The sequence below is a fragment of the Chlamydiota bacterium genome (genome assembly GCA_012729785.1).
Taxonomy (GTDB): domain Bacteria; phylum Auribacterota; class Tritonobacteria; order UBA1439; family UBA1439; genus UBA1439.
Genome location: JAAYCL010000021.1, coordinates 42,400 through 64,480 on the forward strand (window position 1 = coordinate 42,400; position 22,081 = coordinate 64,480).

At 70.8% G+C, this 22,081-nt stretch carries 19 protein-coding genes; 17 read left to right on the forward strand and 2 right to left on the reverse strand.

The features are described from left to right. Positions 1-6: 6 nt before the first annotated feature. Complete coding sequence (locus GXY35_04635) at positions 7-3,237, reverse strand: hypothetical protein (GenBank protein NLW93870.1); 3,231 nt, start codon at positions 3,235-3,237, stop codon at positions 7-9. A 217-nt stretch (positions 3,238-3,454) separates the two neighbouring features. Between GXY35_04635 and thrS the strand changes: the two genes are divergently transcribed. Next, positions 3,455-5,206 carry a threonine--tRNA ligase gene (gene thrS, locus GXY35_04640; protein NLW93871.1) on the forward strand — a complete coding sequence of 584 codons (1,752 nt, stop codon included), beginning with the start codon at positions 3,455-3,457 and terminating at the stop codon, positions 5,204-5,206. A gap of 40 nt (positions 5,207-5,246) precedes the next feature. Here thrS and nikR read toward each other — a convergent pair whose 3' ends face one another. Further along, positions 5,247-5,663 (reverse strand): nickel-responsive transcriptional regulator NikR, encoded by a 417-nt coding sequence (gene nikR / locus GXY35_04645; protein NLW93872.1) that lies wholly within the window; start codon positions 5,661-5,663, stop codon positions 5,247-5,249. A gap of 239 nt (positions 5,664-5,902) precedes the next feature. Between nikR and GXY35_04650 the strand changes: the two genes are divergently transcribed. The 16 genes from GXY35_04650 to GXY35_04725 all read left to right on the forward strand — a co-directional run bounded on the left by GXY35_04650 (position 5,903) and on the right by GXY35_04725 (position 22,059). Further along, positions 5,903-6,535 carry a translation initiation factor IF-3 gene (locus GXY35_04650; protein ID NLW93873.1) on the forward strand — a complete coding sequence of 211 codons (633 nt, stop codon included), beginning with the start codon at positions 5,903-5,905 and terminating at the stop codon, positions 6,533-6,535. After that, positions 6,468-6,665, forward strand: a complete 198-nt coding sequence (rpmI, locus tag GXY35_04655) for a 50S ribosomal protein L35 (protein NLW93874.1) — start codon at positions 6,468-6,470, stop codon at positions 6,663-6,665. Before GXY35_04650 ends, rpmI begins: the two co-directional genes overlap by 68 nt. A gap of 22 nt (positions 6,666-6,687) precedes the next feature. Beyond that, positions 6,688-7,047: a 50S ribosomal protein L20 gene (rplT, locus tag GXY35_04660; protein NLW93875.1), complete on the forward strand. Its 360-nt coding sequence runs from the start codon at positions 6,688-6,690 to the stop codon at positions 7,045-7,047. A gap of 204 nt (positions 7,048-7,251) precedes the next feature. After that, positions 7,252-8,271, forward strand: coding sequence for a phenylalanine--tRNA ligase subunit alpha (gene pheS / locus GXY35_04665; protein NLW93876.1), 1,020 nt, complete (start codon positions 7,252-7,254; stop codon positions 8,269-8,271). Between the two features lie 59 nt (positions 8,272-8,330). Next, positions 8,331-10,727: a phenylalanine--tRNA ligase subunit beta gene (locus GXY35_04670; GenBank protein NLW93877.1), complete on the forward strand. Its 2,397-nt coding sequence runs from the start codon at positions 8,331-8,333 to the stop codon at positions 10,725-10,727. Between the two features lie 89 nt (positions 10,728-10,816). Then, entirely contained in the window at positions 10,817-12,160 is a 1,344-nt protein-coding gene (locus tag GXY35_04675) for a replication-associated recombination protein A (protein ID NLW93878.1), read from the forward strand. Then, a complete protein-coding gene (locus tag GXY35_04680; GenBank protein NLW93879.1) occupies positions 12,157-12,804 on the forward strand; it encodes a 5-formyltetrahydrofolate cyclo-ligase in 648 nt (215 codons plus the stop codon). Before GXY35_04675 ends, GXY35_04680 begins: the two co-directional genes overlap by 4 nt. A 44-nt stretch (positions 12,805-12,848) precedes the next feature. After that, positions 12,849-14,417, forward strand: a complete 1,569-nt coding sequence (gene rny / locus GXY35_04685) for a ribonuclease Y (protein ID NLW93880.1) — start codon at positions 12,849-12,851, stop codon at positions 14,415-14,417. 140 nt (positions 14,418-14,557) lie between these two features. Then, complete coding sequence (locus GXY35_04690; GenBank protein NLW93881.1) at positions 14,558-15,397, forward strand: TIGR00282 family metallophosphoesterase; 840 nt, start codon at positions 14,558-14,560, stop codon at positions 15,395-15,397. Positions 15,398-15,482: 85 nt separating this feature from the next. Then, positions 15,483-16,694: an exodeoxyribonuclease VII large subunit gene (xseA, locus tag GXY35_04695; GenBank protein NLW93882.1), complete on the forward strand. Its 1,212-nt coding sequence runs from the start codon at positions 15,483-15,485 to the stop codon at positions 16,692-16,694. 39 nt (positions 16,695-16,733) lie between these two features. Then, positions 16,734-17,057 (forward strand): exodeoxyribonuclease VII small subunit, encoded by a 324-nt coding sequence (locus tag GXY35_04700; GenBank protein ID NLW93883.1) that lies wholly within the window; start codon positions 16,734-16,736, stop codon positions 17,055-17,057. Positions 17,058-17,165: 108 nt separating this feature from the next. Beyond that, on the forward strand, positions 17,166-19,037 hold the full coding sequence (locus GXY35_04705) for a 1-deoxy-D-xylulose-5-phosphate synthase (GenBank protein NLW93884.1): 1,872 nt from the start codon (positions 17,166-17,168) through the stop codon (positions 19,035-19,037). A gap of 40 nt (positions 19,038-19,077) precedes the next feature. After that, on the forward strand, positions 19,078-19,806 hold the full coding sequence (locus GXY35_04710) for a TlyA family RNA methyltransferase (protein NLW93885.1): 729 nt from the start codon (positions 19,078-19,080) through the stop codon (positions 19,804-19,806). Next, positions 19,803-20,702 carry an NAD(+) kinase gene (locus GXY35_04715; protein NLW93886.1) on the forward strand — a complete coding sequence of 300 codons (900 nt, stop codon included), beginning with the start codon at positions 19,803-19,805 and terminating at the stop codon, positions 20,700-20,702. The genes GXY35_04710 and GXY35_04715 overlap by 4 nt, the downstream gene beginning before the upstream one ends. Beyond that, complete coding sequence (locus GXY35_04720; protein ID NLW93887.1) at positions 20,695-20,970, forward strand: 4Fe-4S dicluster domain-containing protein; 276 nt, start codon at positions 20,695-20,697, stop codon at positions 20,968-20,970. Before GXY35_04715 ends, GXY35_04720 begins: the two co-directional genes overlap by 8 nt. Positions 20,971-20,982: 12 nt before the next feature. Beyond that, positions 20,983-22,059, forward strand: a complete 1,077-nt coding sequence (locus GXY35_04725; protein ID NLW93888.1) for a 3-methyl-2-oxobutanoate dehydrogenase subunit VorB — start codon at positions 20,983-20,985, stop codon at positions 22,057-22,059. The last annotated feature ends 22 nt before the right edge of the window (positions 22,060-22,081 follow it).

The following is a 22,081-nucleotide window of genomic DNA, read 5'->3' on the forward strand; positions in this document are numbered from 1 at the left end:
GGCGGCTCACTCCGCCGGGACGGGCGCCGGTTCAGGCGCATCGCCGCGCGCCCCCCGCTCCCACGGCACGCCCGGCAATCCCCAGCCCGACCCCTCGTCTGAACGGATCGTTGCCGATGCCGCGTCGGACCTGTCGCTGACGAGCCCCGCAGCGTCGATCGCGGAGACGCGGTAGGTGCAGGAGGTTCCCGCCGCCGCGGTGCGGTCCTCGAACGAGGTGCCGGAGACCCTGCCCACCTTCTCCTCTCCGGCGAGCGGGTTCCACCCGCTCCTGCGGTAGATCTCGTAGCCGGCGATGTCGGGTTCCGGGCTGGGGGTCCAGGAGAGCGCGATCAGGTCGCCGCGGGCCTCGGCGTTGAGGTTCACGGGAGCGGACGGCCGCGGCTTCGTCGCCGCCTCGACCTGCTCAGAGGGGGGGCTGACCAGCCCCTCCACGTCGACCGCGCAAACCTCGTACCGGTAGGGTACGCCGTCTTCCAGGCCGCTGTCGGTGTAGCCGGGTGTTCGAACCTCTCCCGCAACCGAGGACGCCCCGCGGCGGAGGCGGCGGACCGTGTAACGCGCGATGTCGGGTTCGGGGTTGGGGGCCCATACGAGCCGAACGCTCCGAGGGAGCCCCGACTCGGCCTTCAGGCCCTGCGGCCTGGAGGGGAGGGGCCTCGTGGCGGCGGAAACGGTCTCCGAGAAGCCGCTCAGAAGCCCGTCCCGGTCGACTGCGCGGACCCGGTAGAAGCGGACGGTCCTGTCCCCGAGGCCCGCGTGAACGAATGAGGGCGGGGCGGTTTCGGCGATCTGCCTGAACGGTCCATCCCCGCTCTCCGAGACGAAGACGCGGTAGGCGGCGATGTCGGCCTCGGGATTGCGGTCCCAGACGAGCGGCACGCGGCGCGCCCTGCCCCCCTCGGCCGCGAGGCCCCGCGGCGCGGACGGGGCGCGCTTGGTGACCGCCTTCACGGGCGCGGTCATGGCGCTCGAGAGCTTGTCGGCGTCGATTGCCTCGATCGTGTAGTAGTAGGCGGTGTCGTCCTCCAGCCCGGTGTCGGTGTGGGAGGGACCCGTGAGCCATCCCGGTTTCACGCTGGCGATCTCCCGGTAGGGGCCCGACTCCGAGCCGCTGCGGTGGATGCGGTACTCCCGGATATCCTTCTCCTTCGGCGGGCCCCACTCGAGCCGCACCCTGCGTGCGAGCCCCCCCTGGGCGCAGAACCCCGCCGGCGGCGAGGGGGGCGGCTTCGCGCCGGCGGCGAATTCGACCGACGGCTCGCTTTCGAGCCCGTTGCGGTACCGCTTGACGACCCGGTAGTAGCGCGTCTCCCCGTTCGCGAGCCCCTTCTCAAAGAAGCCGGGCGTGCGGCTTTCGCCCGCCCGCACGTACTCCCCGCCGGGCGAGGCGGCGCGGTAGATCGCGTAGCCGACGACGCCCTCCTCTTCCTCCGCCCACGAGAAGGAGCTGGCCCCGACCGCGGTCTGCCGCCGCACGCGGAGCTCGCCGATCGCCGGCCTGCCGCGGGTGCGGACGGGGGCGGCGGCGCACGGCGGCGATTCCCTCCCGTCCGTGTCGACGGCCGTCAGTCGATAGAAGAGGGCGGCGCCGTCGGCGAGGCCGCGGTCGATCCAGTCCGTCTTCTCCGTCTCTCCGACGACGGCGTACGGCCCCCCCTCTGCCTCGGCGCGGTGGATGCGGTACCCTTTGAGGTCGGGTTCGGCGTTGGGACGCCAAGAGAGCGACGCCTCGCGCACGCCGCCGGTGGTCGCGAGGCCGGCCGGGGGCGCCGGCGCGTGGAATTGGATGAGGTAGGCGCCCTCGATCCTGCGCACCTCCCGCTCGACCGCCTCCCGGAGGCGGGCCTCCGCGACGACCTTGAGGGCGTCGGGGAGGATCACCTTCCCCGTCTCGACGTCGAGCAGCCTCAGATCGACCTCGATGGCGCCCCCGAAGAAGGAGACCCCGCCCGCGAGGGCGACGTCGACCCCGAGCACCCTCCCCAGCTTCTTGGTCGTCTCCTCGTCCACCGCGCCGGACTGGCCGAAGTAGAGCTCGTCGAGGAGCTTCCGGATCTGCTTTCGCTCCACCACCTCGAAGTTGGGCCTCCGGGCGAAGGCGGTGATGAACATCTCGGAGATCGTCTCGCCGTAGCCGCGTTCCCTCGCCGGGGGGTTGTTGTTCTTGAAGTCGAAGACCGCGATCCGGAGCGGCTTCTCGAGGCGGGCGACCGGGGCCTCCTCGACCCTCGGGACGGCGAGGGAGAAGATCTGCACGCGGCGGTTGCCGCGATCCGCCACGCAGACGAGGCCGTTGGGGCCGGTCCCGACGCCCTGCGGTTCCCTGAACTGTCCGCGCCCCTTCCCTCGCCCCCCGACGGCGGCGAGGAAGCGGCCCTGGGGGTCGAAGAACTGGACCGCGTTGTTCTTCTCGTCCGAGACGCAGACGATCCCCATCGCCCCCACGGCGATCCCGGACGGTTTCTCGAATCTCCCGGGCCCTTTGCCGCGCCCGCCGAAACTGAACAGGTAGGCCTGCTGGGGGGTGTAGGCGTGCACGGCGCGCGTCCCCGAGTCGAGGACGTAGATGAGGCCGTCGACTCCGACGGCGACATCCTCGATGCGCGTGAACCGGGGCCAGGCGACGAATCGGATGGGGCCGCTCGTGCGCGAGATGTCGATCTTGTCGACGGCCTTGGGGCCCGAGACGATCTGCCCGATGAACGTCCCGTCGGCGTCGAATCTCTGCACGCGGTTGTTGCCCCGATCGGCCGCGTAGACCCTCCCGGCGTCGTCGACGGCGACCCCGACGGGGTCGCGGAAGCGGCCCGGGGCGCTCCCCTTGCCGCCTATCTTCGCCGCGAGGGTGCCGGTTTGGTCGTGGATGCAGATCGAACGGTTCCGTGAGTCCGAGATGTAGAGGCGCCCCGCCCTGTCCGTCGCCACCGCCGAGGGGCGGGGGAAGGTGCTGCTCCAGAACCGTTTCTCCCCGATGGAGAGGATCGGTCTCCCTTCGGCGTCGAACAGATATGCCTTGTGCGTGGATGCGTCGAGGACACAGATATTCCCGGCGGCGTCCGCCGCGGCGTCCACGAGCGATTTCCACGCCGGGTCGGAGAGCTCGCGCTGGTAGACCACCCCCCGGAGCGTCACCGGGTAGGCGGGCGGGCCGGGGAGGAGATGGAACTGCGGCGTGGAGCATCCTGCGGCGAGGAGGGCGATACCGACACCGGCGCCGAGAAGTCGGTTTTTCATCCGCACAAGCATACACCGTCGGAACAGGGCCGGTCAATTCCGTTGTCGAAACGCCGTCGAAGCGGCGGGGCGCGGGAGGAGGCGCACGCGGGGCCGCTGCACACGGGCCGGGATGCCCCCGCCGCGGCGCTCCTCCGTCTTGCGGCGGCGCCGGGCGGTGTGCTATCATCCGTCCGCCCCGGAGCAGGTCGCACCGTACGGGGAAAGGAGTCATGCAATGGACGCACCAGTAGATCTGTCGACCGAGCAGGGGCTGGAGACCTACCGCCACTCGGCCTCGCACCTGATGGCGCATGCGGTGAAGCGTCTCTTCCCGCAGGCCCGCCTCGCCATCGGCCCTGCCATCGCCGACGGCTTCTATTACGACTTCGACCTCGACGCGCGCCTCACCCCGGAGGACCTCGAGAAGATCGAGGAGGAGATGCGGAGGATCGCCGCCGAGGACCACCCGTTCGTCCGGGAGGAGGTTGACCGGGCGGAGGCGATCGACCTGTTCAGGAAGGCGGGGGAGCGGTACAAGGTCGAGATACTCGAGGAACTTCCCGAGGGGAAGGTGAGCCTCTACCGCAACGGGGAGTTCGCCGACCTGTGCCGGGGGCCGCACGTCGCCAGGACCGGACTCCTCAGGGCGTTCCGCCTCCTCAACGTCGCCGGCGCCTACTGGCGCGGGAACGAGAAGAACGCGATGCTCCAGCGGATCTACGGCACCGCGTGGGGGAGCGATGCGGAGCTCGAGGCGTATCTGTCGAGGCTCGAGGAGGCCAAGGCGCGCGATCACCGGCGCCTCGGCCGGGAGCTGGGCCTGTTCGACGTCTACGAGGAGGCGGGCGCGGGGCTCGTCTACTGGCACCCGCGCGGGACGGTGCTCCGACGCATCATCCGGAACTACTGGGAGGAGATGCACCTCGGGCGGGGGTACCAGCTCGTCACGATTCCGCACATCGCCCACGCCCACCTCTGGAAAACCTCCGGGCACTTCGACTTCTACCGGGAGCATATGTACACGATGAAGGTGGAGGACGAGGAGTACGTCCTCAAGCCGATGAACTGCCCGGGGCATATCCTCATCTACAAGTCGGCGGTGCGGAGCTACCGCGACCTGCCGATCCGTTTCGCCGAGATGGGGACGGTCTACCGGCACGAGCGCTCCGGCGTCCTCCACGGGATGCTCAGGGTGCGCGGCTTCACGCAGGACGACGCCCACATATTCTGCACCCCCGAGCAGCTCCCCGGAGAGATCCTCTCGGTCCTCGACCTGGTGCTCGAGGTGCTGCGGAAGTTCGGCTTCGCGGGGTTCGAGATCGATCTGAGCGTCCGCGACCCGAACAGGCCGCAGGACTACGCCGGCTCCCCGGAGTCGTGGGAGACGGCGGAGCGGGTGCTGGCCGACGCACTCAAGGCGCGGAACCTCGCCTACCGGCGGATCGAGGGGGAGGCGGTCTTCTACGGCCCCAAGATCGACATCAAGCTCCTCGACGCCCTCGGGCGGCGGTGGCAGTGCTCCACCATCCAGTTCGACTTCAACCTGCCCGGCCGGTTCAACGCCTGCTACGTCGGCAGGGACAACGCCAGGCACCACGTCGTGATGGTGCACCGGGCCCTCTTCGGGTCTCTCGAGCGGTTCGTCGGCGCGCTCATCGAGCAGTACAAGGGGGCGTTCCCGGTCTGGCTCGCGCCGGTCCAGACCGTCGTCATCCCGGTCTCCGAGAAGTTCCTCGACTACGCGGAGTCGGTGCGCGAAACGCTCGCCGCGGGAGGGATCCGGGCGGAGATTGACCGCCGCAACGAGAAGATGGGGTTGAAGATACGCGACGCGCAGCTCCAGAAGATCCCCTACATGCTGATCGTCGGCGGGAGGGAGCGCGACGCCGGCGCGGTCGCCGTCCGTTCGCGCGAGGCGGGCGACCAGGGGACGATGCCGCTGGCCGGCTTCATCTCCAAGATCCACGCCGAGGCGAAGGAGGGATGACCGGCGGTCCCGGTTCCCCTCGCCCCGAAGCGCCCGGCCCTCAGCCGATCGCCTTCCCCGTGGAGCTCATCGACAGACACGCGTGCTTTACGCCGCGGCTCGCCCGCAGCAGGTCCGCGAGGCGCGTGATCTCCTTCGGGTTCCCGCGCGCGACGATCACCTCGATGCAGGTGTCGTGGTCCAGGTGGATGTGCTGCGATGAGAGGACGCGCGTGTAGTGTCGGTGCTGGAGCTCGATCAGGCGCTTGGAGAGCTCGCGCTGCCGGTGGTCGTAGAGCAGGCTGATGACCCCGATCACCTCGTCCCCCTCCGCCCATTCGTCCTCCACGAGGCACGCCCGCACCAGATCGGCGATCGCCTTCGAGCGGTTGGTGTGCCCCGTCTTCCGCGCGCGGCGGTCGAACCGCGCGAGCAACTCCCTCTCGAGCGAGACCCCGAAGCGGATAAGCCTGTCCATCCCGCACCCCCTCCTTGTGCGCCGTGGCACCAGTATAGCACCGCCCCCGCGGACAGGTACACCCCCCCGCCCGGAGCGGCGGGAAATTTTGCCTTGTGCGGCGCGCCGCGTGATTGCTATACTACGCCCCGTAGCCTCCGCGGTGCGCCCGACGCGCGCCGCGGGGCAGGGGTGAGGTTCGTTGATGCAGGGTCCCGGCCGGCAGACGCCGGCGCGGGCCGGGCGCGGCGCACGGGGAGGTGATACGCATTCGGTCTCTCATACGGGTCAACAATCAGATCAGGGCCAGGGCGGTGCGCACCATCGACAAGGACGGCAAGCAGGCGGGGATCATGACCGCCGAGCAGGCCCTTGCGCTTGCGCGGTCGTGCAAGCTCGACCTCGTGGAGGTGGCGCCGAACCTCGACCCGCCCGTCTGCAGGATAATGGATTTCGGGAAGTACCAGTACCAGCAGATGAAGAAGAGCCGCGTCGCCAAGAAGAAGTCCATGGGCGGCAAGCTCAAGGAGATCAAGCTCAGGCCCCGCATCGAGGCGCACGACTACCAGGTGAAGCTCCGGCACGCCCGGGACTTCCTCGAGAAGGGGTGCAAGCTCAGGTTCCGGCTGGTCTACCGCGGAAGGGAACTCGCCCACATGGAGATGGGCATCAACCTGCTCAAGCGGATCGAGGAGGACGTGAAGGACCTCGGGCAGGTGGAGATGTATCCCAAGACCTTCGGCAGAAACGTGATCATGATGTTCGCGCCGCGTCCCGGGGCCTCGAAGCCCCGGCCCGCGGACGGGCAGAAAAAGGACGGCGGCGATGCCAAGGCTGAAAACGAACCGCTCGGCGGCCAAGCGGTTCAGCAAGACGGCGCGCGGCAGGTTTAAGAAGAAGCTCGCCTGCACGAGCCATATCATGACGAAGAAGAGCCGCAATCGAAAAAGAAAACTCCGGGGGACCAGCGTTGTCAGCCCCGTGGAGCAATCGATGCTCAGGAAGGTTTTGCCGTACGCCTGAGATGGTGTGAGAGGAGGGTCACGTGGTCAAGGCCAGCAACGCCCCCGCTTCCAGGAAGAGGAGGAGGAGGGTCCTCAAGCGCGCGAAAGGGTACCGGAGCGCGCGCGGGAGCCTCATCCGTCTCGCGACGGAAGCCGTCGAGCGGGGGCTCGCATACGCATACAGGGACCGCAAGGCGCGGAAGCGCGATTTCCGCGGGCTCTGGATCACCCGGATAGGGGCGGCCTGCAAGGCCGAGGGGCTTTCCTATTCGCGGTTCATCGCCGGGCTCAAGAAGGCCCGGGTCGCGCTCGACAGGAAGGTCCTGGCGGACCTCGCGGTGCGCGACAAAGACGTCTTCGTGGAACTGGTGAAGGTCGCCCGGGGAGCGGCGGCCGAATAAGGCGGGAGAGCGGCGCAGAGAGACCATCGACGAGGGAGCGCATGCGATTCGTTTACCATACAGACCGGAACACCGGACGCGCGGCCGAAGAGACCACCGGCGGCGCGTTTCCCGGGTAGCGGCGCGCCGGTCTGCCGCGCACGTTCCGCCCCCGCCGTTCCTCTCCGCCCGCGTACCCCGCGTCACAGGGGTGTTCGGCTCCGGATGAAAGACAGGATCGAAGCCCTCCGCGGAGAAGCCGTCCGTCTCATCGCCGCGTGCCCGTCGCGCGACGCCCTCGATGCGCTGCGGGTCAGATTCCTCGGGCGGAAGGGCGCCGTCACCGCGATGCTGCGGGGGCTCAAGGATCTGCCCCCCGGCGAGCGGCCCGCCGCCGGCCAGGCGGTCAACGGCCTCAGGGATTCGATCGCCGCCCTCCTCGACGAACGCCTCGCGGGGCTCCGCGGGCGCGAGGAGGAGGCCGGCTTCAGGCGCGAAACAATCGACGTCACCCTTCCCGGCGTTCCGGTGCGCGTCGGCGCGCGCCACCCGATCCCCCGCGTCATGGAGCGGATCACGGGGATATTCGCGGGCTTGGGCTTCGACGTCGAGGAGGGCCCCGAGGTCGAGACCGACCGGTATAACTTCGCGGCGCTGAACTTCCCCGCGGACCACCCCGCGCGGGACATGCAGGCGACCCTCTACGTCGACGACTCCCTGCTGCTGCGCACCCACACCTCCCCCGTCCAGGTGCGGGTGATGGAACGCCGGAAGCCGCCGCTCCGGTGCATCATGCCCGGCCGCGTCTACCGCTGCGACAGCGACGTCTCCCACTCCCCGATGTTCCACCAGGTCGAGGGGCTGGCGGTCGGGGAGGGGATCGGTTTCGGGGAGCTGAAGGGGCTGCTCGGCTTCTTCGTGCGGCAGATCTTCGGCCCCGACACGGCCCTCCGGTTCCGCCCGAGCTTCTTCCCGTTCACCGAGCCGAGCGCGGAGATCGACATCTCCTGCGTCATCTGCGCCGGGCGGGGGTGCCGCGTCTGCAAAGGCTCCGGCTGGATCGAGATACTCGGCGCCGGGATGGTCCACCCGGCGGTCTTCGAGGCGGTCGGCTACGACCCGGAGCGGTACAGCGGCTATGCGTTCGGGATGGGGGTCGAGCGGGTCGCGATGCTCATCTACGGGATCGACGACATACGGCTTTTCTTCGAGAACGACGCGAGGTTCCTGGAGCAGTTCAGGTAAGGCGGCGCGGGGATCGCGGGAGGGCGGAAACCGGGGGAGGGTGACCCGGCGGCGACGAGATGAAGATCCTGTACCGGTGGCTTGCGGAATTCGTGGAGTGCCCGCTTCCCGCGGAGGAGCTCGCCGGCCGCCTCACCGGCGCCGGCCTCGAGGTCGAGGGGGTGACCCGGCTCGACCCCGGCCCGCCGGGGCTCGTCACGGCGCGGATCCTCTCCGTCGAGCCGCATCCCGCCGCCGACCGCCTCACCGTCTGCCGGGTGAGCGACGGCGCGCGCGACTACACGGTCGTCTGCGGCGCGCCGAACGTCCGTGCCGGCGAAACCGCACCGTTCGCCGCGGTCGGGACCCGGCTCCCGGGCGGGATCGCGATCAGGAAGGCGAAGCTGCGCGGCGTCGTCTCGGAGGGGATGCTCTGCTCGGAGCGCGAGCTCGGCCTCGGCGAGGACGCCGCGGGGATACTGCTCCTCGGCCCCGACTGCCGGGCGGGCATTTCGCTCGCCGAGGCGCTCGGGCTCGACGACTGGCTGCTCGACGTCAACGTGCCCCCGAACCGTCCCGACTGCCTCGGCGTCATCGGCATCGCGCGGGAGGTCTCGGCGCTCCTGCGCGTCCCGCTCCGCGTCGCCCCCCCGCATGTCGCGGAGGGCCCCGAGCCGACCGCCGCCCGCGCCCGGGTGTCCGTCGAGCGCTTCGACCTGTGCCCCCGCTACACGGCGCGTCTCGTCGTCGGCGCGCGGCCGGTCCCGTCCCCGTTCCCCGTGCGGCGGCGGCTCGCCCTCTCGGGCGTGCGGGCGATCAACGCGATCGTGGACGCGACGAACTACGTGATGCTCGAATACGGCCAGCCGCTCCACGCATTCGATTTCGCGAGGATCGAGGGGGGGGGCGTCGAGGCGCGCGCGGCGAGGCCCGGCGAGAGGATCGTCACGATCGACGGGAGGGAGCGGGAGCTCCCCGGGGGGACGCTCGTCATCGCCGATGCCCGGGGGCCGGTCGCCGTCGCGGGGCTGATGGGCGGCGCGGGGAGCGAGGTGGGGCCGGACACCGCCGAGGTGCTGCTCGAGAGCGCCTGCTTCGACCCGGCGACGGTGCGGCGGGCATCGAAGGCGCTCGGGCTCTCCAGCGATTCGTCGTACCGGTTCGAGCGGGGGACCGACGTCGAGGGCGTCGCGTGCGCGCTCGACCGGGCGGCGCAGCTTGTCGCCGCGCATGCGGGGGGGGTCGTCAGCGCGGGCATCCTCGAATGCCGTCGCCCGACCCCCCCTCCGCGGGCGATCGCGCTTCGCCTCGGCAGGGCGGGCGCCCTCCTGAGCGGGGCGGTGACGCGCGGGGAGGCCGCCGACTGCCTGACGCGCCTCGGCTTCTCGGTCCGAGAGGGGGAGGGGGACGTCGTCGAGGTCGTCCCCCCCTCCTTCAGGGTGGACGCGCGGCGGGAGGTCGACCTGATCGAGGAGATCGCCCGGCTGCGCGGCTACGACGCCGTCCCCTCCGTCGCCGTGTCGGCGGTCGACAGCGGGGCGGACGGGTCCGCCCGGCACACGGGGCGTGCGCGGGTCAGGGAGGCGCTCCGGGCGCGCGGCTTCTCCGAGGCGGTCACGCTGAGCTTCATGGGGGGCGCGGAGATGGACCGGCTGATGTGGGGCGCGTCGGATCCGCGCCGCGCGGCGGTCCGGCTCAGGAACCCGGTCAGCGAGGAGTTCGCCTACCTGAGGACGAGTCTGCTCCCGCCGCTGGCGCGATGCCTCGGTCTCAACGCGTCCCGCGGCGCGCACGATCTCCTCCTCTTCGAGCTCGGCTCCGTCTTCGCCGCCGCCGGCGGCGGCGCCCCGCCGATCGAGGAGGAGCGGCTCGCGCTCATCGCGACCGGCCTGGCGGCCCCCGCGTCCTGGTGCGCGCCCGGCAGGGACGCGGACTATTTCTTCGTGAAGGGGGTCCTCGAGTCGCTCGCCGGACACGCCGGCCTGCGCCTCCGCGCTGAGGCGGCCCCGCTCGACGGCTTCCACCCCGGCCGCGCAGCGGCGCTGCGGCTGAACGACGAGCCGTGGGGAATCCTCGGCGAGCTGCACCCGCGGGCGGCGGAGGCGTACGGGATCCGCGGGCGGGTCGTCTTCGCCGAGATGAACGCCGCGCCGCTTTTCGCGGCGCTCGCCCCCGCGCCGCGCTGCCGCCCGATCCCCCCCTCCGCCGCGGTGCGGAGGGATATCGCGGTCGTCGCCGCGGAGGCGACTCCCGCGCAGCGCCTCCTCGATCGGCTAGGCGAGGCGCTGCCCGGCGGGGCGGTGGAGTCGGTGGCGCTCTTCGACCTGTTCACGGGCCCCCCGATCCCGCCGGGGAGGAAGGGGCTCGCCTTCTCGGTGCGGCTGCGTCTGCCGGAGGAGGGGGGGGAGGCGGGCATCGACGCCGCCGTCGAACGGCTCCGCGCGGCGCTGCGCGAAGAGGGGTGCGAGATCAGGTAGCGCCCGGCATCCGCCCGGCGCGGAGGGGATCGGATCGCCGGTTCGTCGACGCGGCCGGCGCCGCCGCGGCGTATCGACGGGGGATCCGCATGGATCTGTTCGACGCGCAGGAGAGGGATATCCCGGCGGAGGCCGAGCCGCTGGCGGCGCGGATGCGGCCGCGGACGCTCGACGAGTTCCAGGGGCAGCGGCACATCCTCGGCGAGGGGAGGCTCCTCTCCCGGGCGATCGCGTCGGACCGGATCGGTTCGCTGATCCTCTGGGGGCCGCCGGGGTCGGGGAAGACGACGCTCGCCGAGGTGATCGCCCGGGCGACCCACAGCCGCTTCGAGCGCATCAGCGCGGTGATGGCCAACGTAGAGATCCTGCGCAAGGCGATCTACGCCGCGCGGAACCGCCTTCGGGAGAAGGGGGAGAAGACCACCCTCTTCATCGACGAGATTCACCGTTTCAACAAGGCGCAGCAGGACGTGCTGCTGCCGCACGTCGAGCGCGGGGGGATCGCCCTGATCGGCGCCACGACGCACAACCCGTGCTTCTACGTCAACGCGCCGCTGCTGTCGCGCTCGCTCCTGTTCGAGCTCAAGCCGCTCGAGAAGGAGGATCTGCGCGCCATCGTCGCCCGCGCGCTCGCGGACCGGGAGCGCGGCCTCGGGGCGATGCGGGTCGCGGTGGACGACGACGCGCTCGAGCATCTCCTCAACGCCTGCGAGGGGGACGCGCGGCGCGCCCTGAACTCGATCGAGCGGGCGGCGCTCACGACCCCGCCCGGTCCCGACGGCGCGGTGCGCATCACGCTCCGCCAGGCGGAGGAGTCGGTCCAGTCGAAGGCGGTCGTCTACGATCGCGACGAGGACGGGCACTACGACACGATATCCGCGTTCATCAAGAGCATGCGGGGCTGCGACCCCGACGCCGCCCTCTACTGGATGGCGAAGATGCTCCACGCGGGCGAGGACCCGCGCTTCATCGCGCGGCGGATCATCATCTGCGCCGCGGAGGACGTCGGCAACGCGGATCCGCACGCGCTCCTTGTCGCGACCGCCGCGATGCAGTCCCTCGAGTTCGTCGGGATGCCCGAGGCCCGCATCCCGCTGGCGCAGGCGGCGGTCTACGTCGCCTGCGCCCCCAAGAGCAACGCCTCCTTCCTCGGGATCGAGAAGGCGCTCGAGGCGGTGCGCAGCCGCCCGGTGATGGAGGTCCCCGACGCCGTGAAGGGGACCGGCTACGCGGGCGCGGCGAAACTCGGCCGGGGGGAGGGGTACACGTACGGGCACGGCCCGAGAAGCGAGACCGGAGACCCGGCGTTCACGCCGGCCGAACTGCGCCTCTACGCACCGTGGGCAAGCGGCTACGAGAAGATCATACGGAAGCGTCTCGAGGCCTGGCGGAAGGGCCGCGGGGAGCGGAAGGAGGCGGCGGGGCCGCGATGACCGGGGAAGGCGTCGAATCCGACGAGAAGGGGAGGCTGCGCGCGGCGCTGCTGGCGCGGCGCCGGGCGATCCCGGAGGGGCTGCGGGCGGGACAGAGCGCGCGGATCGCCGCGGGCCTTCGCCTGCTCGAGGCGTACCGCCTCGCGCGGCGGATCATGTGCTACGCGGCGGTGCGGGGAGAGGTGGAGACCGCGGGGCCGGTGGCGGAGTGCCTCCGGCGCGGGGCGCTGGTCGCCCTGCCGCGTTTCGACGCCGCGGCGGGGCGCATCGAGGCGCGGTGGGTGCGCGACCCCGGCCTGGATCTCGCCCCGGGGGCGTTCGGCATCCCCGAGCCGCGGGCGGACCGGTGCCCGCCGGCCGACACGGGAACGATCGACCTCTTCCTCGTCCCCGGCGTCGGCTTCGACCCGCGGGGCAACCGCCTCGGGTGGGGGAGGGGGCTGTACGACGCCCTGCTCGCCGGGGCGGCGCCGCGCGCCGTGAAGATCGGACTCGCCTACGAGGCGCAGGTCGTCCGCCTCGTCCCCGCGGGGAGACGGGATGTCGCCGTGGACCTGCTGGTGACCGAGGATCGGACGATCGACTGCGCGAGGATTCGAAGGATTGTCGACGGGGGAACGCGGGCGCAGCCGGTTTCGCGCTAGGGCGGCGATCCCGCGCCATCACGAACCAGAGGAGGGAGGCGCATATGCATTTTCTGCAGGAGCAGTTCATCGCCCTCATCCTGATCGGCACCGCCGCCGGGGTGGCCGCGGGATATCTGTTGCGCCGCCACGCGGCCGAGAAGGGGTTCTCCGACGCGGAGGCGCAGGCGAAGAAGATCGTCGAGGAGGCCCAGCGCGAGGCGTCCAACAAGGCGCGCGAGGCGGAGCTGTTCGCCAAGGACGAGCTGCACCGCTCCCGGACGGAGTTCGAACGGGAGACGAAGAATCGGCGCAAGGAGCTCCTCACCCTCGAACAGCGCGTCCTCCAGAAGGAGGAGAATGTCGAGCGCAAGGTGGGGCTCATCGAGAAGAAGGAGCAGATGCTGTCGAAAACCGAGCGGGAGCTCCAGGAGCGGGAGCGGAAGGCCGAGGCGCGGCAGGCGGAGCTCGACGGGATCATCGAGGAGGAGCGCCGGCGCCTCCAGAAGGTCGCGGGCCTGAGCCGCGACGAGGCCAAGCAGCTCCTTTTGAGCAAGCTCGAGGACGAGATCAGGCGCGACGCGGCGACGATGGCCCGGCGCATCGAGGAGGAGGCGAAGGAGAGCGCCGACAAGCAGGCGAAGAAGATCATCTCCCTCGCCATTCAACGCTACGCCGCCGACCATGTCTCCGAGACCACGGTCACGAGCGTGCCGCTCCCCAACGACGAGATGAAGGGGCGGATCATCGGCCGCGAGGGGCGCAACATCCGCGCCCTCGAGGCGGCCACGGGCGTGGACGTCATCATCGACGACACGCCGGGCGCCGTGGCCCTCTCGGGTTTCGACCCGATACGGAAGGAGGTGGCGCGGATCACCCTCGAACGGCTCATCGCCGACGGGCGCATCCACCCCGCCCGGATCGAGGAGATCGTCGAGAAGGTCAAGAAGGAGATGGACGAGACGATCCGCGAGACCGGCAAGCAGGCCGCCTTCGACCTCGGCATCCACGACCTCCATCCGGAGCTGGTCAGGCTCCTCGGGCGCCTGAAGTTCAGGAGCAGCTACGGTCAGAACGTGCTCCAGCACTCCAAGGAGGTCGCCCGGCTGATGGGGATCATGGCGGCGGAGCTCAAGGAGGACGTCCAGGCCGCCAAGCGGATCGGACTCCTGCACGACATCGGAAAGGCGGTGGACCACGAGGTGGAGGGGGCGCACGCGACCATCGGCGCCGACATCGCCCGGCGCTACGGCGAGGTCGCCGAGGTCGTGCACGCGATCGCCGCCCACCACAACGACGTCGAACCGGGCACGATCCAGGCGGTCCTCGCCTCTGCGGGCGACGCCATCTCCGCGGCGAGGCCGGGGGCGCGCTCCGAGTCGATCGAGGCGTATATCAAGCGCCTCGAGAACCTCGAGAAGATCGCGCTCTCCTTCCGCGGCGTCCAGCACGCCTATGCGATCCAGGCGGGGCGCGAGATCCGCGTGATGGTGGAGCCGGACAAGATCGGGGACGCCGAGGCGATCCAGGTCGCCCGCGAGGTGACCAAGAAGATCCAGGAGGAGCTCGAGTACCCGGGGCAGATCAAGGTGGTCGTGGTGCGCGAGACGCGGGCAGTGGAGTACGCCAAGTGACGAACATCCACGGCAATGGTCTTGCCGCGAATGAACGCGGATCTTCGCGGATTCGGGTCTGTCTCGCAGCCGTATCCGCGGTCGAACCGTTTCCGTGCTTCACGGTGTCAACGGTATGATCTGTGGCGGGAGGGGCTGAGATGATCGGCATCCTGTTCGGAGGGGACATCGTCGGGAAGCCGGGGAGGGACGCCGTCGCGAGGCTCGTCCCGCTCCTGCGGAAACGCCACGGGGTCGACTGCGTGGTCGCGAACGCGGAGAACGCCGCGGGCGGCTCCGGCGTCACGCCGGAGATCGTGGAGGAGCTCCTCTCCGCGGGGGTGGACGTGCTCACCTCCGGCGACCATGTCTGGAGGAACAGGGCGGTGTACGGCATCATGGGGCGGGAGGACCGCCTGCTCCGGCCCGCCAACTACCCCGAGGAGGCGCCGGGGAAGGGGCGCGTCCTCGTCACCCTCCCGGGCGGCGCGAAACTCGGGGTCGTCAACGTGATGGGGAGGGTCTTCATGAAGCCGGCCGACTGCCCGTTCAAGGCGGCGGCGCGCGAGGTGGAGGCGCTGCGGGTCGAAACCCCGCTGATCCTCGTGGACATGCACGCGGAGGCGACCTCGGAGAAGATCGCCCTCGGGCGCTGGCTCGACGGGAAGGTGACGGCGGTCATCGGGACGCACACGCACGTCCAGACGGCCGACGAGCGCCTCCTGCCCGGCGGCACCGCCTACCTCACGGAGGCGGGCATGACCGGGCCGTGCGAGTCGGTCCTGGGGCGCGAGATCGGGGCGGTGGTGCGGCACTTCGTGACGCAGCTCCCCGAGCGGTTCGAGGTGGCGCGCGAGGGGGTCGAGTTCCAGGGGGCGCTCGTGCGCGCCGACGAGAAGACGGGGAGGGCGGTGTCGATCGAGAGGATCCGGGAGAAGCTGCCCGCCTCCTCCCGGAGGCCGGCCTCCGACGGGGAGGGGGAGGAGAACGGCGGCAGGTGAGGAAGGGGCGGCGCCGCATGGAGGGCCGGGCGCCGATCCGTCCTCCCCGGCCCGCCGGGGCGCGCCGCGTCGGCACGGGGAGGCGATGGTGAGGGCGCCGGGCAGGAAGATCTACCGCGTCGCGGAGCTCACCCGCAGGATCAAAATCCTGCTCGAGGGCGAGTTCCCCGGCGTGTGGGTCGGGGGGGAGGTCTCCAACGTCCGCCGCCCCGGCTCCGGGCACCTCTACTTCACCCTCAAGGACGAGGAGAGCCAGCTCCAGGCGGTGCTCTACCGCTCCCAGGCGTCGCGGCTGCGCTTCGAGCTGAAGGACGGCCTGCAGGTCGTGGCATTCGGCGACGTCTCCGTGTACGAGCGGGGCGGGCGCTACCAGCTCACGGTGTCCGAGATCGAGCCGAAGGGGGTGGGCGCGCTCCAGCTCGCCTTCGAGCAGTTGAAGGAGCGGCTGCGGGAGGAGGGGCTCTTCGACCCCGCCCGCAAGAGGCCGATCCCGCTGCTCCCGGGGAGGATCGGGATCGTCACCTCCCCGTCGGGGGCCGCGATACGCGACATCCTGAGCGTCATCGGGCGACGTTTCGCCGACGTCCGTGTGCTGATCAGCCCGGTGCGCGTGCAGGGCGAGACGGCCGCCGCCGAGATCGTCGCGGCGATCGACGAGCTGAACCGCCGGGGCGACGTGGACGTCATCATCGTGACGCGCGGCGGCGGATCCCTCGAGGACCTCTGGGCCTTCAACGAGGAGCCGGTGGCCCGCGCCATCGCCCGCTCGCGGATACCGGTGATCTCCGCCGTCGGGCACGAGATCGACGTCACCATCGCCGATTTCGCCGCCGACCTCCGCGTCCCGACCCCGTCCGCCGCCGCCGAACTCGTGGTGGCGAAAAAGTCGGAGCTCCAGGAACGGCTCGCCGCCCTTTCCTCGCGCCTGGTCTCCTCCGCCCGGCAGCTCCTCGCGGAGCTGCGGCGGCGCCTGATCGTCTCCGCGCGGCATTACGTGCTTCAGGCGCCGGAGAACGTCGTGCGGCAGTACCAGCAGCTCCTCGACGAACTCGAGGGGCGCCTGGGGAGGTCGTTCCGGCACCGGCTCGCGCTCGGGCGCGCGCAGCTGGGGGGCATCGCCGGGAGGCTCGAGACCCTGAGCCCCGTCGCCGTCCTCTCGAGGGGCTACAGCGTCGTCTTCAGGGAAAGGGACGGCGCCGTGGTTTCGGCGCCGGCGCAGGTGCGCCCGGGCGAGGCGGTGCGGGTGAAGCTGGCCCGGGGCGGGTTCACCGCCTCGGTCAACGAAATCGTTGACTGAGGGGCCGCGCGGCGTAAAATGAAGGCGGGGAGGGGTGCGATGGCGAAGGAGAGGGAGAAGGAGAAGAAACCAGGATTCGAGGAGTCCCTCGCGCGTCTCGAGCAGATCGTGGCGGCCATGGAGAAGGGGAGTCTCCCCCTCGAGGAGGCGCTGGAGCGCTACGAGGAGGGGGTCAGGCTCGCCGGTTTGTGCGCCCGGACGCTGGACGCGGCGGAGAGAAAGATCGAGATTCTCGCCAAGGGCGAGGGAGGGGAGACGGAGGTGAAGCCGTTCAGCCCGCCGGACGCCGCCGCCGAGGCGGGCGGCGCGGCGACGCCCTCAGCGAAACGGCGCGGACGCGAGGAGGAGCCGTTCCTCTTCTGATCGCGCGGGGGCGGCGATGAGATTCGGAGCCGAGATTTGAGATCTGAGATCTGAAAGCTGAAATCCGGGATCGCAGGGGGATCACCTGCCCCCCCGAAAGCAGAGACGATGCGCTACCTTGACCAGATCGAGTCCCCCGAGGACCTGCGGAAGCTTTCCGTGCGCGAGCTTCCGGAGGTCGCCCGCGAAATCCGCGAGCGCCTGATCCGGGTCGTCTCCTCCAACGGCGGGCATCTCGCCTCGAGCCTGGGCGCGGTGGATCTCACCCTTGCCCTCCACTACGTCTTCGACACGCCGCGCGACGCGATCGTCTGGGACGTGGGGCACCAGGCGTACGCCCACAAGCTCATCACCGGCCGCAACGCCTCCTTCGACACGCTGCGCCGCCTGGGCGGCGTCGCGGGGTTCCCCCGCCGGGGGGAGAGTCCGCACGATGCCTTCGGCGCGGGGCACGCCAGCACCGCGGTCTCCGCGGCGCTGGGCCTCGCCGCCGCACGGGATTTGCGCGGCGGCCTCGAGAAGATCGTCGCCGTCATCGGCGACGGCTCGCTCACCGGGGGGCTCTGCTACGAGGGGTTGAACAACGCGGGGCACCGGGCGCGGAATCTCCTCGTGATCCTCAACGACAACGCGATGTCCATCTCCCGCAACGTCGGCGCCATCTCGGCCTACCTGAACCGGATCATCAGCTCCCCGATCTACAACAGCGTCCGCACGGATCTCCAGGCGCTCGTGAAGACGATCCCCGGCGTCGGGAGCAGGGTGTTGGAGACGGCGCGGCGGATCGAGGAGAGCGTGAAGAACCTCGTCGTCCCCGGGATGCTCTTCGAGGAGATGGGGTTCCGTTACTTCGGGCCCGCGGACGGCCACGACATCCCGAAGCTCGTCGAGATGCTCCGGCGCTTGAAGAGGATGGACCAGCCGCTGCTCCTCCACCTGCGCACCGTCAAGGGGAAAGGGTATCCGCACGCCGAGCGGCACCAGGAGTATTTCCACGGGACCAGCCCTTTCGACATCGCCACCGGCAAGCCGAAAGAGGAGAACGGCGGGCCGTCGTGGTCGGACGAGATGGGCGGGGCGCTGGCGCGGATCGCCCGCAGCGACCCGTCGGTCATCGCCGTCACCGCGGCGATGGCGGGGGGGACGGGGCTGTCGGGATTCGCGCAAGAGTTCCCGGACCGCTTCTTCGATGTGGGGATCGCCGAGGAGCACGCCGTCACCTTCGCCGCCGGCCTCGCCGCGGGCGGCTGCACGCCGGTGGTCGCCCTGTACGCGACATTCCTCCAGCGGGCGTACGACCAGGTGATCCACGATGTATGCCTCCAAAACCTCCCGGTGGTGCTGGCGGTCGACCACGCGGGGATCGTCGGCTCCGACGGCCCGACGCACTCCGGGCAGTTCGCCTTCTCCACCCTGAGGCACATCCCCGGTCTGACGCTCCTGGCGCCGTCCGACGCGGGGGAGCTCAAAGAGATGCTCGCCTGGGCGATCGCGGCGAGGCGCCCGTGCGCGATCGCCTACCCCAAGGGCGCGGCGATTCCCGCCCGGGCGTGTGAAGCCGCGCCGCCGCTGTCGCCCGGCAGGTCCCGCCGCCTCAGGGAGGGCCACGACGTCGTCATCTTCGCGGCCGGGGCGATGGCGGGCGTCGCAGAGGTCGCCGCGGACCTTCTCCTGCAAAAGGGCCGGAGCGCCGCGGTGATCGACGCGCGTTTCATCAAGCCGCTCGACCGGGAGGCGATCCTCGCCGCGGCCCGGAAGCCCGGGCGCATCGTGACGCTCGAGGAGAACGCCCTCGAGGGGGGGCTGGGGAGCGGCGCGCTCACCCTCCTCGCGGAGGAGGGGGCGGCGGGCGCCGAGCTGCTGCCGCTCGGGATAGGGGATCAGTACGTGGAGCAGGGGGAGAGGAGCGAGATGCTGGCGTCGCTCGGCCTGGACGCCGCATCGGTCGCCCGCCGGATCCTCGACCGCTTCCGGTTCTAACGCCCGTCCCCCTTTCGCCAACCCAGGCACCCGATAGCCGATGAAGGTCCGTCTTGATCGTCTGCTGGTGGAGCGGGGGTTCTTCGAAAGCGGCGAGAAGGCCCGGCGCGCCGTGATGGCCGGGACGGTGACCGTGGACGGCCGTCGCGCCGACAAGGCGGGGAAGGCGGTCGACGCGGGGTGCGCGCTCGCCGTCGCCGCCCCCGCGCCTTTCGTCGGGCGGGGAGGGGAGAAGCTCGACGCCGCGCTCAAAACGTTCCGCGTCCCCGTCTCGGGGAGGCACTGCCTCGACCTGGGCGCCTCCACGGGCGGTTTCACCGACTGCTTGCTCAAGGCGGGGGCAACCTCCGTGATCGCCGTCGACGTCGGGCGCGGGCAGCTCGACCGGCGCCTGCGCGAGGACCCGCGGGTCGTCGTGCGGGAACGGACAAACGCGCGGTACCTGTCCCGCGAGGATCTCCCGCGGGATGCGGAGCTGGTCACCGTGGACCTTTCGTTCATATCGCTCGACAAGGTGCTCCCGGCGATCTCCCGCCTGATCGTCGGAGGGGGAGATCTGGTCGCCCTGGTCAAGCCGCAGTTCGAGGCGGGGCGGAGCGAGGTGCAGCGCGGCGGCGTCGTCCGAAACGGGCGGGTGCACGCGCGCGTCGTCTGGCACGCCTGCCTGGCGGCAGAGCGGTGCGGGCTCGAGATCATGGGGATCGCCGAATCCCCGCTGACGGGGCCCGCGGGCAACCGGGAGTTTTTCATCCACGCGAGGAAACCGTGAAGACGAACGCGGCGAAACGGCGCGGCATCCGCACAGTCGCCCTCGTGGCCAACGCGCGCAAGAGGGGGGCGGCCGCGACGGTCGCGCGGATTGCGCGGTTCCTGCGCGGGCGCGGGATGCGCCTCGTCGCCGATCCGGAGACCGCCCGGCTCCTCGGGGAGGAGGCGATAGCCAGGGACGACGAAACCCTGCGGGGGGAGGCGGACCTTGCGGTGAGCGTCGGCGGCGACGGCACGGTCCTGAAGGCGGCGCGCATCGTGGCCGGGAGCCGGGTCCCTCTGATGGGGATCAACCTCGGCGGCCTCGGCTTCCTCACCGCCACCGCGCGCGCCGGGGCCTCCCGGTGCCTCAAGGAGGCGCTCCGGGGGAGGCTCCGCGCCGAGGAGCGGATGATGCTCAGGGTATCCCTCGTGCGCGGCGGGCGGGAGATCTGCGCGCACGTCGCCCTGAACGACGCGGTGATCGGGAAGGGGGCCCAGGCGCGCCTGATGGCGCTGGAGACGTTTATCGGGGACGAGTTCCTCGTCACCTACGTCGCCGACGGCCTGATCATCTCGAGCCCCACCGGATCCACCGCCTACTCGCTCTCCGCGGGGGGGGCCCTTGTCAGCCCCGCCTTGGATGCTATAATGGTAACGCCGATCTGCCCGCACATGCTCACGAACCGTCCGATCATCGTGCCGGGCGGGAAAGCGGTGCGGGCGCGGATCTCGACGCACGGGCGCGAAGCGACGCTCTCGATAGACGGGCAGGTGAACGAGGCGCTGGCGGACGGCGACGAGGTGTCGGTGGCGAAGGCGGAGGGGCGGCTCACGCTGCTCGCCTCCCCGCGGAGGACGCACTTCACGCTGCTCAGGGAGAAGCTCCACTGGGGAGGACGGACGCTGCATGGCTAGGGTCACCATAGACATCACGCGCTGCAAGGGGTGCGAACTCTGCGTGGAGTCGTGCCCCCAGGGCGTCATCGCCATGTCGAAGTCCCTCAACGACAAGGGGGTCCACTTCGCGCAGCCGGCCCGCATCGAGGAGTGTACCGGGTGCGGCCTCTGCGCGATGATGTGCCCCGACGTCATCATCGAGGTGGACCGGGAGGAGACCCCGGCCCCTGCGCACGCCCCCCGCCCCCCCGAACTGGACCCCGCGGGGACACCCCCGGAACCGTAGCACGGTGACGTCATGGCGAAAAAGAAGCTGATGTGCGGGAACGAGGCGCTCTCGGAGGCGGCCATCGCGGCCGGGTGCCGGTGCTACTTCGGCTACCCGATCACGCCGCAGAACGAGGTGACCTCCTATATGTCGCGGCGGATGCCGGAGGTCGGCGGGCAGTTCGTGCAGAGCGAGAGCGAGCTCGCCGCCATCAACATGGTCTTCGGCGCCTCCGCGGTCGGCGCCCGGGCGATCACCTCCTCCTCGAGCCCCGGCATCAGCCTGATGCAGGAGGGGATCTCGTACATCGCGGGGTGCGAGCTCCCCGCGGTCATCGTGAACATCATGCGCGGCGGCCCCGGTCTCGGCAACATCGGCCCGAGCCAGGCCGACTACTTCCAGGCGACCCGCGGCGGCGGCCACGGCGACTACCACGTGATCGTTCTCGCACCCGCGAGCGTGCAGGAGCTGGTGGACCATGTCTTCCTCGCCTTCGATCTCGCCGACAGATACCGGAACCCGGTGATGATCCTCGGGGACGGCGTGCTCGGGCAGATGGTCGAACCGGTGGAGATCTCCGCCAAACGGCATGCGCGGCTCCCGGCGAAGGAGTGGGCGCTCACCGGGTGCGCGGGCAGGGAGCCCAACAAGGTGCGCTCGCTCGTGCTCGGCGACAACGAGCTCCTCGCGCACAACAACAAGCTCCAGGCGAGATACCGTCAGATCGCCGAGACGGAGATGCGCGCGGAGTCGTTCCAGACCGACGGCGCCGAGCTCCTCCTGGTCGCCTACGGAACGCCGTCGCGGACCTGCCGCGCCGCGCTCAAGGAGTTCAGGGCGCGGGGGTACCGGGTCGGCCTCTTCAGGCCGGTCACGCTTTGGCCGTTCCCGGCGGCGGCGCTCACCGAGGCCGCGAAGGCGGCGCGTGTCGTCCTCGTGGTCGAGATGAGCGCCGGGCAGCTCATCCAGGATGTGCGCCTCGCCCTCGGGAAATCGCCGGCGCAGGTGGAGCTTCTCGGCAAGCCGGGCGGCGAGGTGATCCAGAAGGCCGAGGTGAACGCGGCGATCGAGAAGGTCGTCGAGGCGCACGGCCTCAAGAGAAGGTGACCGTGCGGGCGGGCGAAGACGG

Bases quoted from the DNA above. Each gene is read 5' to 3' on its own strand.
- nikR (NLW93872.1), bottom strand. From the start codon at position 5,663: ATGGACAGGCTTATCCGCTTCGGGGTCTCGCTCGAGAGGGAGTTGCTC.
- GXY35_04670 (NLW93877.1), top strand. From the start codon at position 8,331: ATGAAGATCCTGTACCGGTGGCTTGCGGAATTCGTGGAGTGCCCGCTT.
- rpmI (NLW93874.1), top strand. From the start codon at position 6,468: ATGCCAAGGCTGAAAACGAACCGCTCGGCGGCCAAGCGGTTCAGCAAG.
- GXY35_04700 (NLW93883.1), top strand. From the start codon at position 16,734: ATGGCGAAGGAGAGGGAGAAGGAGAAGAAACCAGGATTCGAGGAGTCC.
- thrS (NLW93871.1), top strand. From the start codon at position 3,455: ATGGACGCACCAGTAGATCTGTCGACCGAGCAGGGGCTGGAGACCTAC.
- GXY35_04680 (NLW93879.1), top strand. From the start codon at position 12,157: ATGACCGGGGAAGGCGTCGAATCCGACGAGAAGGGGAGGCTGCGCGCG.
- GXY35_04720 (NLW93887.1), top strand. From the start codon at position 20,695: ATGGCTAGGGTCACCATAGACATCACGCGCTGCAAGGGGTGCGAACTC.
- GXY35_04690 (NLW93881.1), top strand. From the start codon at position 14,558: ATGATCGGCATCCTGTTCGGAGGGGACATCGTCGGGAAGCCGGGGAGG.
- GXY35_04675 (NLW93878.1), top strand. From the start codon at position 10,817: ATGGATCTGTTCGACGCGCAGGAGAGGGATATCCCGGCGGAGGCCGAG.
- rny (NLW93880.1), top strand. From the start codon at position 12,849: ATGCATTTTCTGCAGGAGCAGTTCATCGCCCTCATCCTGATCGGCACC.
- GXY35_04705 (NLW93884.1), top strand. From the start codon at position 17,166: ATGCGCTACCTTGACCAGATCGAGTCCCCCGAGGACCTGCGGAAGCTT.
- xseA (NLW93882.1), top strand. From the start codon at position 15,483: ATGGTGAGGGCGCCGGGCAGGAAGATCTACCGCGTCGCGGAGCTCACC.
- pheS (NLW93876.1), top strand. From the start codon at position 7,252: ATGAAAGACAGGATCGAAGCCCTCCGCGGAGAAGCCGTCCGTCTCATC.
- GXY35_04725 (NLW93888.1), top strand. From the start codon at position 20,983: ATGGCGAAAAAGAAGCTGATGTGCGGGAACGAGGCGCTCTCGGAGGCG.
- GXY35_04635 (NLW93870.1), bottom strand. From the start codon at position 3,237: ATGAAAAACCGACTTCTCGGCGCCGGTGTCGGTATCGCCCTCCTCGCC.
- GXY35_04710 (NLW93885.1), top strand. From the start codon at position 19,078: ATGAAGGTCCGTCTTGATCGTCTGCTGGTGGAGCGGGGGTTCTTCGAA.